This window comes from Corynebacterium capitovis DSM 44611 (genome assembly GCF_030440535.1).
GTDB classification, from domain to species: Bacteria; Actinomycetota; Actinomycetes; order Mycobacteriales; family Mycobacteriaceae; genus Corynebacterium; species Corynebacterium capitovis.
In genome coordinates this window covers 1,387,498-1,400,087 of the sequence record NZ_CP047117.1, presented here as the reverse complement: position 1 = coordinate 1,400,087, position 12,590 = coordinate 1,387,498, and the positions used below count along the sequence as shown (strand labels likewise).

The 12,590-nt window shown below is 65.4% G+C and carries 15 protein-coding genes and 1 riboswitch; of the genes, 12 read left to right on the top strand and 3 right to left on the bottom strand.

What is annotated here, in order from left to right:
* Nucleotides 1-36 precede the first annotated feature (36 nt).
* The 5 genes from CAPI_RS06810 (at nt 37) to CAPI_RS06790 (ending at nt 3,515) form a co-directional block, all read left to right on the top strand.
* Nucleotides 37-234 (top strand): hypothetical protein, encoded by a 198-nt coding sequence (locus tag CAPI_RS06810; RefSeq protein ID WP_018017896.1) that lies wholly within the window; start codon nt 37-39, stop codon nt 232-234.
* Between the two features lie 27 nt (nt 235-261).
* A riboswitch (TPP riboswitch) is annotated at nt 262-369 on the top strand.
* Nucleotides 364-966: an ECF transporter S component gene (locus tag CAPI_RS06805; protein WP_018017895.1), complete on the top strand. Its 603-nt coding sequence runs from the start codon at nt 364-366 to the stop codon at nt 964-966. Its footprint overlaps the riboswitch before it by 6 nt.
* Nucleotides 967-970: 4 nt before the next feature.
* Nucleotides 971-2,290 carry an ABC transporter ATP-binding protein gene (locus CAPI_RS06800; RefSeq protein ID WP_018017894.1) on the top strand — a complete coding sequence of 440 codons (1,320 nt, stop codon included), beginning with the start codon at nt 971-973 and terminating at the stop codon, nt 2,288-2,290.
* Nucleotides 2,287-3,048 (top strand): energy-coupling factor transporter transmembrane component T family protein, encoded by a 762-nt coding sequence (locus CAPI_RS06795; protein ID WP_018017893.1) that lies wholly within the window; start codon nt 2,287-2,289, stop codon nt 3,046-3,048. The genes CAPI_RS06800 and CAPI_RS06795 overlap by 4 nt, the downstream gene beginning before the upstream one ends.
* Nucleotides 3,048-3,515 carry a nucleoside/nucleotide kinase family protein gene (locus tag CAPI_RS06790; RefSeq protein WP_018017892.1) on the top strand — a complete coding sequence of 156 codons (468 nt, stop codon included), beginning with the start codon at nt 3,048-3,050 and terminating at the stop codon, nt 3,513-3,515. The genes CAPI_RS06795 and CAPI_RS06790 overlap by 1 nt, the downstream gene beginning before the upstream one ends.
* Here the strand turns inward: CAPI_RS06790 and CAPI_RS06785 are convergent.
* Both CAPI_RS06785 and CAPI_RS06780 read right to left on the bottom strand, forming a co-directional pair.
* Nucleotides 3,496-4,035 (bottom strand): ribonuclease FAU-1 family protein, encoded by a 540-nt coding sequence (locus CAPI_RS06785; RefSeq protein WP_018017891.1) that lies wholly within the window; start codon nt 4,033-4,035, stop codon nt 3,496-3,498. The genes CAPI_RS06790 and CAPI_RS06785 overlap by 20 nt on opposite strands.
* 3 nt (nt 4,036-4,038) lie before the next feature.
* Nucleotides 4,039-4,728 carry an Rv1157c family protein gene (locus CAPI_RS06780; protein WP_018017890.1) on the bottom strand — a complete coding sequence of 230 codons (690 nt, stop codon included), beginning with the start codon at nt 4,726-4,728 and terminating at the stop codon, nt 4,039-4,041.
* A 168-nt stretch (nt 4,729-4,896) separates the two neighbouring features.
* Between CAPI_RS06780 and typA the strand changes: the two genes are divergently transcribed.
* The 7 genes from typA to CAPI_RS06745 are packed head-to-tail and all read left to right on the top strand — an operon-like array spanning nt 4,897 to nt 11,626.
* Complete coding sequence (typA, locus tag CAPI_RS06775) at nt 4,897-6,813, top strand: translational GTPase TypA (protein ID WP_018017889.1); 1,917 nt, start codon at nt 4,897-4,899, stop codon at nt 6,811-6,813.
* 4 nt (nt 6,814-6,817) lie between these two features.
* On the top strand, nt 6,818-8,458 hold the full coding sequence (locus CAPI_RS06770) for an ABC transporter family substrate-binding protein (protein ID WP_018017888.1): 1,641 nt from the start codon (nt 6,818-6,820) through the stop codon (nt 8,456-8,458).
* A complete protein-coding gene (gene mshB, locus CAPI_RS06765; protein ID WP_018017887.1) occupies nt 8,455-9,279 on the top strand; it encodes an N-acetyl-1-D-myo-inositol-2-amino-2-deoxy-alpha-D-glucopyranoside deacetylase in 825 nt (274 codons plus the stop codon). The genes CAPI_RS06770 and mshB overlap by 4 nt, the downstream gene beginning before the upstream one ends.
* A complete protein-coding gene (locus tag CAPI_RS06760; RefSeq protein ID WP_018017886.1) occupies nt 9,276-9,629 on the top strand; it encodes a hypothetical protein in 354 nt (117 codons plus the stop codon). Before mshB ends, CAPI_RS06760 begins: the two co-directional genes overlap by 4 nt.
* A gap of 13 nt (nt 9,630-9,642) precedes the next feature.
* A complete protein-coding gene (gene fdxA, locus CAPI_RS06755; RefSeq protein WP_018017885.1) occupies nt 9,643-9,966 on the top strand; it encodes a ferredoxin in 324 nt (107 codons plus the stop codon).
* Between the two features lie 9 nt (nt 9,967-9,975).
* Nucleotides 9,976-11,085 (top strand): succinyldiaminopimelate transaminase, encoded by a 1,110-nt coding sequence (gene dapC / locus CAPI_RS06750; RefSeq protein WP_018017884.1) that lies wholly within the window; start codon nt 9,976-9,978, stop codon nt 11,083-11,085.
* Nucleotides 11,078-11,626 (top strand): GtrA family protein, encoded by a 549-nt coding sequence (locus tag CAPI_RS06745; protein ID WP_018017883.1) that lies wholly within the window; start codon nt 11,078-11,080, stop codon nt 11,624-11,626. The genes dapC and CAPI_RS06745 overlap by 8 nt, the downstream gene beginning before the upstream one ends.
* Here the strand turns inward: CAPI_RS06745 and dapD are convergent.
* On the bottom strand, nt 11,623-12,588 hold the full coding sequence (dapD, locus tag CAPI_RS06740) for a 2,3,4,5-tetrahydropyridine-2,6-dicarboxylate N-succinyltransferase (protein WP_018017882.1): 966 nt from the start codon (nt 12,586-12,588) through the stop codon (nt 11,623-11,625). The genes CAPI_RS06745 and dapD overlap by 4 nt on opposite strands.
* Nucleotides 12,589-12,590: the final 2 nt, after the last annotated feature.

Below are 12,590 nucleotides of genomic sequence, written 5' to 3'. Positions count from 1 at the left end.
TGCACCCGGTGGCGCCGCGGCCATACCCTCGGGGCTATGTCATACGTCGTGTCGTTTCTTCCCAAACTTCTCGCCGGAATCTTCGCGAGCTCTGTTCTTCTGCCCCCATCGGTTCCAGACGTGGACCCGGGGTTCGGCGTCGCCTCCCACGACGACGCGGACCAGTGCGTAATCGGCGCGTCCCAGGACCACGAGTTCGCTTCGTGCACATTCGGGGAGCTGTCCTCTAACTAATACGAGCCCATTGCTAAGATCCTTCCTACAAGACAACGCGGGTGCTCCATGTCGGGGCTGAGACGCCGTCCACGGCGAACCGTCGAACCTGATCCGGGTAATGCCGGCGTTTAGGAAGGATCACGGGCTATGCCTACATCTCGTGCGCCCAAGTGGCGCGTCATTGACATCGTGACCGCAGCCGTGCTTGGGGTCGCCTGTGGCCTTATTTTCTGGGTGTGGAATTCGCTCGGGTATGCAGGGTTCAAGGCCCTTGATGCCCTGACCCCCGGCCTCGGTGGCCTTGTCGCGGGTGTGTGGTTTCTCGGCGGTACCGTGGGCGGGCTTGTCATCCGCAAGCCCGGCGCGGCCATCTTCGTGGAGCTCATCGCGGCTAGCGTATCGGCGCTGATCGGCAGCCAGTGGGGTATCGAGACTCTCTACTCCGGCCTGAGCCAAGGCTTGGGCGCGGAGCTCGTATTCCTCGCCTTCGCGTATCGACGCTTCACCCCCGCCGTCGCAGCGCTCGCCGGCGTCGGATCCGCGCTAGGGGCGTTCGTCCTGGAGCTGTTCACCTCCGGAAACCTCGCAATGAGCCTGGTGTTCAACGCGATCTACCTGACGTGCCTCGTCGTCTCCGGAATTGTGCTCGCCGGCTTGCTCAGCTACTGGCTGGTCAAGGCACTGGCAGCCACCGGGGCGCTGGACCGGTTCGCGGCCGGGCGGGAGCGTTTCGAGGGCGCGGACTCCTAATCTGATGGCGCGTCCGATCGTCTCGGTGCGGGGGCTGGGGTACCACTACGCCACCCGGCAGCGTTCCGCGTTCAGCGGCGTGGATTTTGACCTGGCGCCGGGGGAGCGGGTCCTTATTACCGGCGACTCCGGGTCGGGGAAGTCGTCTCTGCTCTCCGTGATCGCGGGGCTTGCCGGGGACGGTGAGGAGGGATCGCACTCGGGTTCGCTCACCGTCTCCGGAATGGTGGGCATGGTCATGCAAGACCCAGAGGCACAAACGATCCTCACCCGGGTAGGTGACGATGTAGCTTTTGGGGCCGAAAACGTCGGCGTGCCGGCCGAGGACATCTGGCCGCGGGTCCGCCGTGCCCTGGACGCCGTCGGCCTCGACGTTGCGTTGGACCACCGCACATCCCACCTTTCCGGTGGGCAAAAGCAACGGCTCGCCCTCGCGGGTGTCATCGCAATGGGGGCGTCAATCCTCGTCCTGGATGAGCCGACAGCGAACCTTGACCCGGCGGGCCGTGACGACGTCATCGCGGCAGTCGACAACGCGTGCCGCGAAACCGGAGCAAGCCTCATCGTTGTGGAGCACCGGCCGGAATACTGGAAAGACGTCGTGGACACGTTCTACCGCTTGGACGCTCAAGGCCTGCGACGCATCGGTGCTGAGGCGGTGGCGGAAGTGGCGGCCCCGGGTGCGTCGAAAAGTGTCCCTGCCGACGCCGACGTTGCCGTTCGCGCTGACGGCGTGCAGCCCACGTGGGGGCCGCCCCGCAGCCTGGAGATTCCGCAGGGGTTTTCAACCGTAATGACCGGGGCGAACGGGACGGGAAAGACGACCCTCGCGCTTGCATTAGCTGGGCTGGCTCCAGTGCGCGGCGGCGTGCTGGACTACTCCGCCGAGATCCGGCAGGGGCTGGCCGGACTCCCGATCGCATGGCCCTCGCGTAAGCTCGCCCAGCGCGTTGGCTACGTGTTCCAAGACCCAGAGCACCAGTTTGTCACGAGCACGGTCCAGGGTGAGATGGAGTTGTCTGGCGCTCCCCGCGAGCGTGTTGACACCCTCCTGGAGCGTCTGCGCCTGACGCACCTGCGGGGCGCTAATCCATTCACGCTCTCGGGCGGGGAGAAGCGGCGTCTGTCGGTGGCGACGGCGCTTGTCAACGCACCAAGGCTCGTGTTCTTAGACGAGCCGACTTTCGGGCAGGATGATCGCACCTTCGCGGAGCTGGTCGCGCTGATTCGGGAATTGACCGAGGAAGGGGTGGCGGTCGTTTCCATCACCCACGACGAGGCGTTCATCTCCAGCCTCGGGGACCACCGGGTGGTGCTCGAATGAATCTCATCTGCCGTGTTAACCCGGTAACGCGCATCCTCGCGGTGGCGCTGTTTACCACCCCGCTCATGCTGACCCTCGACTGGGTTTCAGCGACGATCGCAATTGCGCTGAGCGTCGCCGCGGCCCCCCTGTGCGGCGTGGGGTGGGCGCGCCTGGCGCGTCGCAGCTGGCCCCTCGTAATCCTCGCTCCCATATCCGGAATCCCCTTGGCTCTGTACGGGCAGAGCGGGGGAGCAGTGCTGGCCCAGTGGGGACTCATACAGGTCACCGAGCTCTCGCTGAGCCTGGCCGGTGCGATGGTGGTGCGCGTTCTGGCTATCGCGCTGCCCGTGGTCATCCTTTCGGCCGATGTTGACCCCACCGACCTTGGCGACGGTTTATCCCAGGTGCTCCGGCTTCCTGAGCGCTTTGTCATCGGAACGGTGGCGGCGTTTCGCATGCTCACTTTGTTGCGCGACGACCTCGATGCACTGCGCCGTTCACGCCGCTCGCGCGGCATTGCGGACACGGGCAGGCTGCACCACGCGTTGTCCCTCGCCTTTGGCCTGCTCGTGATGAGCCTGCGCCGCGCCGGGAAGCTGTCCTCCGCCATGGAAGCGCGAGGCTTTGGCCGCTTTCCGACGCGCTCCCACGCCCGCGTTTCCCGCTTGCACCGCATCGATTGGGTCGTTCTCGCCGCAAGCGTGGCCTGCGCCGCGTTCGCCGTGGGCACCGCGTGGTGCACCGGTTCGTTCCGGCCCCTGTGGGCAATATCCTGATGCCGTACACCCTTCTTATCGACGGTCCCTCTGGTGCGGGCAAGACGACCCTCGCCGAAACGATGGGCCGCGCCCTGGGCATGGAGGTCGTGCACCTTGACGATTTCTATCCGGGCTGGCACGGGTTATCCGAGGGGGCGCGGATGGTTGCCACGGATGTGCTGCGCTCTGCTAGACCGGGGTACTGGCGCTGGGATTGGGAGACGGGCACGCGGGAGCGCTGGGTGGAACTCGACCCAGGCGCGGACCTCATCGTGGAAGGGGTCGGTGCGGTCACGGAGGCGTCGATAAGAGCCGCGCGGCGCAGGGGAGCGGTGACCACAGTGCGAGTTATTGCGCCCCTGGAGACGCGCAAGCGGCGCGCCCTGCGGCGCGACCCGGGCTATGAGAAGTATTGGGACATGTGGGCCGCGCAAGAAGCGCAGCTGGCTCGGCCCGCCGTTGACGTCACGGTTCGGCTGGTGTGAGGGTTACCGATTCGGCCCACGTCAGGTGGGCGCCCTCGGACCGCAGCCACGCCATCGCGTCATCGCCGTGACGCGTGATCCCCTCCACCGCGGCGAGCGTGGTCTCAATGGCCCGCTCCGCGTCTTCGGCGCTGATGAACCCCGCCGATGTCGCGGCGGCGAGCTCGTCGATGTCAAGGACGTCGACCGGGGTGCCGGTGAGGCTGACAAGGTCGACGTACAGGTCTCGGGTTGTCCACACGTCACCGGTGACCGAGATGTCGGCGACGTCGAAGTAGAAGTCCTGGTCTTTCTCCGCGCCGGGGCGGAAATGGAAGATGTTGGCCCGCAGATTCAGGCGGGGTAGCAACCAGCTTTCCAGGTAACCGAACCGTGGGTGGTTGGCTCCGCGCGCCATGTAGAGGCCGAAGTCAGAGACCGCGTATACGTCAACGGCCCGGTGAAAACCCTTGGGGTCGACGTTGACACCCGCCTTGGTATCAAAGGTCTCCGCCTTGACGGGGTGCAGGTCCGCTTTCATCGGCTACCGCACAGTAAAACCGGCGACGGTGGGTGCGAAAGCGCAGGTGGAGGTCCCGCCGGCGGCGACCGTGTGAACGGATCCCTCGGCCGCCGCGACTACGACCCCCGAGCCCGTCTCCGCGGTGGCCGATAGCGTCGCTGGCCCGTTGGGGTTGAGGCCGGTGTTGCCTAGCGCAGTGACGCCAGTCCGGCCGGTTGTCAGGTTCACCCAGTAAACTCGCATATCGCCCTGCTCCGCGGCCGCGGCCGGAGTGCCGAGCGCGGTGAACACGAACGAGGTGTGCCCGGCAGGGGCGCCGGGGGCAGGGAGCTGGGCCGGGCCCGGTACAGCGATGGCCGAGGCGGTGGAGTGGAGTCCGTCTCCCAGGCAGTTGAGCGACACCGTAGGCCAGAGGAATTGAGAGATGGCGGGGGCGTCGTCGGGAAGATCGGGGCCGCCTTGCTGCCCATCGCCGGCAAAAAACCCGATGGCGTTGTGCAAGGCGTCCGCCACTTGTTGGGGAATGAAGGGCTGGGCTGCGAACTCGTTGACGCGCTTTACCACTTCCGGAGTGGGGCGGCCGAGGTGATCGACGTAGGCGGATGGGTGCGTCAAGGTGCTCTGCGCTTGGGCGCTAGGGCCCGCAGAACACGCTAGCGCGACAACGCCCACGCACGCTGCGATGCGCGACAATAAACGGATGCGAGCCATGGGCTTCCTTAAACAGCGACTACGGTATAACTTCAGTAACCCTTGTCACATTAGTCGATCCCGGGTGGACGTCAAGTGATTCCGGCTGGCGACAATGCGTTTCACGGTGCCAGGGAGTAGGGTGTAAACGGTCTTTTCTGCCTATCCCCTAAAAGGAGCATCGGGTTAGTGTCGCACCCTGAATTCCGTAACGTAGCCATCGTCGCCCACGTCGACCACGGCAAGACGACCCTTGTCAACGGCATGCTGGAGCAGTCCGGTGTGTTCGGCGACCACGGCGAGCACGGTGACCGCGTGATGGACTCGGGCGAGCTCGAATCCGAGCGGGGCATCACCATCCTGGCCAAGAACACCGCCATCCGTCGAGCGGGCGCCGGTAAAGAGGGCCGCGACCTCATCATCAACGTCATCGACACCCCGGGCCACGCGGACTTCGGCGGGGAGGTCGAGCGCGGGTTGTCGATGGTCGACGGCGTCGTCCTCCTCATCGACGCCTCCGAAGGTCCCCTCCCGCAGACCCGTTTCGTCTTGGGTAAGGCGCTCGAGGCGAAAAAGCCGGTGATCATCTGCGTCAACAAGACTGACCGCCCCGACGCCCGCATCGACGAGGTCGTTGAGGAAGCTCAAGATCTCCTCCTCGAGCTCGGTGCGGCCCTTGAGGACCCAGAGGCTGCCGAAGCCGCAGAGAATCTGCTGGAACTGCCGGTTCTCTATGCTTCCGGTCGCGCCGGGCGCGCCTCGCTGGAGAACCCGGGCAACGGCCACATGCCCGAGAACGAGGATTTGCAGCCGCTTTTCGATGTCATCTATGACGTCCTTCCCGAGCCCTCCGCCGACATCGACGCCCCGTTCCAAGCGCAGGTGACCAACCTGGACTCGTCTTCCTTCCTCGGCCGCATCGCCCTGATCCGCGTCTACCGCGGGACGGTGAAGAAGGGCGACACCGTCGCCTGGGTTCACTACGACGATGAGGGCAACCAGCACGTCAAGAACGTGAAGATTGCGGAACTGCTTCGCACCGAGGGGCTTGAGCGCGTTCCCGCACAGGGCGACGTGGTCGCAGGCGACATCGCGGCTGTCTCGGGCATCGACGAAATTATGATTGGCGACACGTTGGCCAACCCGGAAAACGTGGAGCCCCTGCCCCGGATCACTGTGGACGACCCAGCGATTTCGATGACCATTGGTGTCAACACCTCGCCGATGGCGGGCCGCAACGGTGGCGACAAGCTGACCGCCCGCGTTATCAAGGCGCGCCTGGACCAAGAACTCATCGGTAACGTCTCGATCCGGGTCCTGCCCACCGAGCGTCCGGACGCGTGGGAAGTGCAAGGTCGCGGCGAGATGGCGCTGACGGTGCTGATCGAAACGATGCGCCGTGAAGGCTTCGAGCTGACCGTGGGCAAGCCCCAGGTGGTGACGAAGCAGGTCGACGGCACGACCTACGAGCCGTACGACCACATGGTTATCGACGTCCCCACCGAGTACCAGGGCGCAGTCACGCAGCTGCTTGCCAACCGCAAGGGCCAGATGACCGCGATGAGCAACGCCGGCTCGGGTGACTGGGTGCGCATGGAGTTCGATGTGCCCTCGCGCGGGCTGATCGGTTTCCGTACGACGTTTTTGACGGAAACCAGGGGAGCGGGCATTGCCAACTCCTACTCCATCGAGCACCGTCCGTGGGCCGGCGAGATTAAGGGCCGGCCGACGGGTTCGCTTGTGGCAGACCGCTCGGGCCAGGTCACGGCCTACGCCTTGACCCAGCTCGCGGATCGTGGCGATTTCTTCGTCGAACCCGGCGCGGAAACTTACGAAGGCATGGTTGTCGGCGCGAACTCGCGCGACGAAGACATGGACATCAACATCACGAAGGAAAAGAAGCTGACCAACATGCGCTCGGCGACCGCCGACGCGACGGTCACACTGGCCAAGGCCCGCACGCTGTCTCTCGACGAGGCTATTGAGTTCTGCGACGAGGATGAGTGTGTCGAGGTTGCCCCCGAGGCGATGCGCGTGCGCAAGATCATCCTCAACTCGACGGAGCGCGGCCGCGCCCGCTCTCGATCCAAGCAGCTGAACAAGTAAGACCTTGGCGCTTCGTCGGTTAGCGGGCGCTGCATTCGCGGCGAGCCTGGGCCTTACCTCCTGCGTGGCGAACCCGGGGCCTGCTCCCGTTGTCGAAGACGATCCAGCCACCACGACGACGACTTCTTCGGCGCCGCAGGCGCAGCCCACCGGGCGGACCCAGGTCTCGGTCGGCGTCGACCCCCTGCGAAACGGTCTTAACCCGCACCTTACCGCGGATGAATCGCATGTCGTGCGCTCCATCGCCCAGCTCGTGCTGCCCAGCGCATTCGTCGACGGTGCCCGGAATCCCGACCTCGTGACCGCCGCCACGCCGCTTGCTACATCCCCCACGGCGGGCCCCGCGATGACCGTGCGCTACGTGCTTGCCGACTCGGCGCAGTGGTCCGACGGGACCCCCCTTACCGGGAGCGATTTTGCCTACCTGTGGCGGGGAATGACTAAGACGCCGGGCGTCGACGATCCCGCCGGTTACCGCGCGATATCCCAAATTCGCGTTTCGGGGCCGACGGGCAAGGTTGTCGACGTTGATTTCTCCACCCCCGTGGCGGAGTGGGAGTCGCTCTTCGACTTCCTCCTCCCCTCACACCTCTTCGCCCAAGACGCGTCCGACTTCGCCACGGCGCTCGCCGATTCAATTCCTGCATCCGCGGGCCGTTATTCCGTGAGCTCCGTGGATCGGGGCCGAGGGACGGTCACTTTGAACCGCAACGATCGATTCTGGGGTTCGAGCCCGGCCCGCATAGACGTCGTTGTTCTCACTGCTTTCAACGCCGCCCGGGACACGACGCAGGCCGCTTACCAACTCCGCTCCGGTCAGCTCGCCTACGCCGACATCGTTCCGGGGCAAACCACTACGGACGTGCTGCGCCTCGTTCCCGCCACCACCGTCACCAGCGCCGATGGGCCACGGACCCTGGGAGTGACGCTGTCAGCGACGTCCCCCCTTCTCGCTTCGACAGAGGTGAGGGAGCAGCTTCGCTCGCTTATTGATGTCCCGCGTCTTGCCCGCATCGCCGCCGGCCGAGACACCGACGTCACCTTCGCCGACTCGAGCCCCGACTCGAGCCCCGACTCGAGCCCCGATACGAGCCCCGACTCTACAGGCGTGCCGGAACTGCTCACCCAGGCCGTGGCGAGCAACCGAGCCTTGCGCGTTGCTGCCGACCCCGCCGACGCCTTCGCAGCAGCCGCCGCCAGCGCTTTGGTGGATATGCTGATTATGCGTGGGGTTGCCGCGCAGACGGTGTTGACGGATGTTGCAGGTATTGCGGGTGCGGGGTTGCCCCAAGGCACCGTAGATGTGGTTGTTGGGTGGTCCACCCCGGACGCGTCCGGCCCGGCCCAGGCGAGCCGCCTCGACTGCGCCGCCGACACCTACCGCGCGGGGAATTTGAGCGGCCTGTGTACCCCAGAGTCCCACGCAGTTGCGCAAGAAATCCTTGACGGCACAGTTCCGGGCCCTCAGGCTCGAGCGAGGGTTGACGCAGAACTCATACGCCAGGCCGTGTGGGTCCCACTGTTCGCCGAGCGCCGAACAACTGCTCTGGGCGGCGGCGTCACCGCCCCGGGCCCGGTCGCCTTGTCCACCATCCCCACGTGGCAGCTGAAGAGTAGTACAGACGAGAAAGGACAAACCCCGTGACACAAGACTTGACCGGCTACCGAGTGATCGCAGTCCACGCTCACCCTGACGACGAGTCCATCTCCACGGGTGGGGCTCTCGCGCACCTCGCACGCCGTGGTGCAGACGTGCTCGTGGTCACCTGCACGCTGGGAGAAGAGGGGGAAGTAATCGGTCCGGCGTGGCAGGGGCTCGTCGCCGATCGCGCGGACCAGCTTGGCGGGTATCGGATTCACGAGCTTCAGCGCGCGCTGTCGATCCTCGGCGCGCGGGGCACATTCCTAGGGGGCGCGGGGTGCTACCGCGACAGCGGCATGGCGGGGTCGAGGGCGAGCAGGAACCCCCGCGCCTTCGTCAACGGGGGAGCGGAGGCCGTCGACAAGCTAGCCGCAATTTTCGACGCCGAGCGGCCGCACCTAGTCCTCACCTACGGCCCCGACGGCGGGTACGGTCATCCCGACCACATTCATGCGCACGACGTCACGCACGCCGCGGCGGAGAAATCGCCTGTGCCCCGCATCCTGTGGGCCGTGCGTTTGCGCGAGGAGCTGGAGGCCGCGCTTCCTAGCTCAGCCCCGGACGGGTGGCGCCTACCGGACCCGGGTGAACTAGACGCGGTGGACACGACCGATACCTGGGTCGACCTCGACGACGCGGCGTGGAACGCGAAGGTCGAGGCGATGCGTGCCCACGCGACCCAGATCTCTATTGCGCAAGGGCCTCACGCCTACGCTTTATCCAACGGGATCACGCAGGCCGTGACCCGCAGGGAGCACTACCAGTGGGGCGCGGGCCTGCCCGTGGGACCAGGGGCGGATCTGCTGAGCGGCATCGAGCGATGAGCGAACCCGTCGTCCGCGATGATTTCAGCCGTGGGGAGGTCGTCAGCGGGTTGACGTGGCTGAGCATCGGGGCTGCGATTTCCGGCTTGCTAGAGGTCGTTTACTGCGGCGTTGTCGCCGCGATTATTGGGGCGCTGTTCAATTCGGTTCTGAGCAAAACCGCGATGTTGTGGGTGGGCAAGAATGCCGCGGCCCTAATCCCGTGGGCCGTGTGGGTTCTGGTTCTCGGGCTGCTGTTCTTTGTACCCGCGGCTGGGGGTTTTGTGGCCCCTACGAATAACATTCTGCGCGCGTCGCTCATCGTTGCAGGTAGCGCGGGTGCCATTTGGCCCTTGACAAGGGCGAAGTGACATAATAGCGGGCATGACATACGTGATTGCTCAACCGTGCGTGGACATCATGGACCGCGCCTGCGTCGAAGAATGTCCCGTCGACTGCATATACGAGGGCAAGCGCATGCTCTACATTCACCCCGACGAATGCGTCGACTGCGGCGCGTGTGAGCCCGCGTGCCCGGTCGAGGCCATTTTCTACGAAGACGACACCCCGGAGGAGTGGGCAGAGTACTACGACGCGAACGTGGGGTTCTTCGACGAATTGGGCTCCCCAGGTGGGGCCGCGAAGACGGGGCCGGTTGACCACGACCATCCCTTTGTCGCCGCGCTGCCGCCCCAGAACCAGGAGTAGTCTGAACCGATGCATCGCACACCGCTGGAGGGCCTCCTCCCGGACTTCCCGTGGGATACCATCGCAGACGTCAAGGCGCAGGCCGCTCGGCACCCCGGCGGCATCGTTGACCTCTCCGTAGGGACGCCCGTCGACGACGTCGACCCCTCTATCCAGCTGGCCCTGTCCGAGGCGGCCGCGACGCCGGGCTACCCGCAGACGGCTGGGACGCACCAGCTGCGCCAGGCTATCGCCGGCGCCCTCGCGCGACGCTACGGTGTTGCGGGGGTGACGGAGCGCTGCGTTCTGCCCGTGGTGGGAACGAAGGAGGCCATCGCGTGGCTTCCCACCTTGCTCGGCCTGCGCGGGGCGACGGTCGTCATTCCAGAGGTGGCGTATCCCACCTACGAGGTGGGCGCCCTGATCGCGGGGTGTGAGATCGTGCGTTCCGACGAGCCGGTCGACGGCGCGTCCTTAGTCTTCGTCAATTCCCCCTCGAACCCCACCGGACGCGTCTGCACCACGGATGAGCTGCGCCGCTGGGTGGAGTACTCCCGCGAGACGGGCGCAATTATCGCCTCCGACGAGTGCTACATGGGCCTCGCGTGGTCCGCGGAACCCGTGTCGCTGCTCGACCCGCGCGTAACCGACGGGGACAACTCGGGTCTCCTGGCCATCCACTCGCTGTCGAAAACCTCGAATATGGCGTCCTACCGCGCTGGTTTCATTGCGGGCGACGAGGACCTTGTCCACGAGCTGTTGCGTGTGCGCAAGCACGCCGGTCTCATGGTCCCCGGCCCCATCCAGCAGGCAATGGTCGCAGCTCTTTCCGACGACGCGCACCAGGACCTCCAGCGCCTCATCTACGCCACCCGCCGCGCGACGCTGCTCAAGGCCCTGATCGGGGCCGGTTTTGCCATCGACTACTCCGACGCCGGGTTGTACCTCTGGGCCCGCCGGGACGGCATGAGTGGCCGCGAGACGCTGAACTGGCTGGCGGAGCGAGGCATCCTCGCTGCGCCCGGTGACTTTTACGGGCCGGCCGGGGAAAACCACGTCAGGATCGCCTTGACAGCCACGGATGAGCGCATCAACGCGGCGGCGCAGAGACTGCAGGGGTCGCAGGGGCTGAATGGGTAGCGTAGCGGTGCGCCTCGCCGCCGGCGCGCGAGAGTTTGTCAAATTCGGAATTGTGGGTGGCTCCGGAGTAGCCGTCAATCTGGTTGTCTTCTACCTAGCCAAAAAACTTTTGGACTACGGTTTCGACACCCACGAAGCGGACGTGTTCGTCAACTTGCTGGGCACACAGTGGAACGTGAGGTGGTACCACGTCTTGTCCACGGTCGCGTTCGTCGTGGCGAATGCGTGGAACTACCAGCTCAATCGCTCGTGGACGTTCCGCTCCATCCCGAAGCGGACGTGGTTGAGGGGATTTATCCCATTCCTCGCGACGGGTGTGGTCGCCTTTGTCGTCTCGCTGACGTTTCTCACCCTGTTCATGAACCCGGCCTCGCCCATCGCGCTGCCGGAGTCCATTTTCGACGACTCGAGCGGCCTGCGCACCAAGTCCTACTGGGCGCAAGCTTTGTCGACGTTCATTGCCATGCCCGTGAACTTTGTGATTAACAAGTTCTGGGCGTTTGGGAAACCGAAGATCAAACCGCTTGAGGTGAGGGGTTAGTTGCTGTGCAGTGCGTCGTTTAGTTCGACGCCCTGAGCTCGTACCACCTCAACGGCGCCGCTCAAGGAGTTGCGCCGGAATTGTAGGCCACGTGCCCCTGATAGCTCACGGGCCTTGACTTCCGCACCGTCTGCGTGGCCGAGGGCGGCCGCGACCCCGCTGGTCACTATGACTTTTGTCCCCGCCGTAACGTAAAGCCCAGCCTCGACGACGCAGTCGTCGCCGAGCGAGATGCCCACGCCCGAGTTAGCACCGAGCAAGCAGCGCTGCCCCAAGGTAATGGTCTCCTTGCCTCCCCCGGACAGCGTCCCCATGATCGAGGCTCCGCCGCCGATATCCGTGCCGTCACCGACGACGACGCCGGCAGAGATGCGGCCCTCGACCATCGACGCCCCAAGGGTGCCCGCGTTGAAGTTCACAAATCCCTCGTGCATCACCGTCGTCCCTTCGGCCAGGTGAGCGCCGAGGCGGACGCGGTCGGCATCGCCGATCCGGACCCCGGATGGCACGACGTAGTCGACCATGCGCGGGAATTTGTCCACCGAGAACACGATGACGGGACCGTTGGCTGCGAGCCGGCCGCGCGTCATCTGGAAATCCGAAACCTCGCAGGGGCCGTAATTCGTCCACACCACGTTTGCCAGCAGACCGAAGACCCCGTCCATGTTGGCCCCATGTGGCTGAATGAGGCGGTGGGAAAGGAGGTGCAAACGCAGGTAGACGTCGTAGGAGTCGACCGCAGGTTCGGAGAGATCCGCAATCTGCGTCTCCACTGGGATACGGGCCACGCCGCGTGCCTCGTCGGGGCCGATGAGGTGAGCGAAGCGCGCATCGGGTTCCTCCAGGCGCTGCGTTCTGGTGTCGGTTACTCGGTCTCCGAGTGTGGGGGCCGGGTACCAGACGTCGAGGACTGTACCGTCATGCGTGACCGTGGCAATTCCACGCGCGATTGCTGAAGTCATGC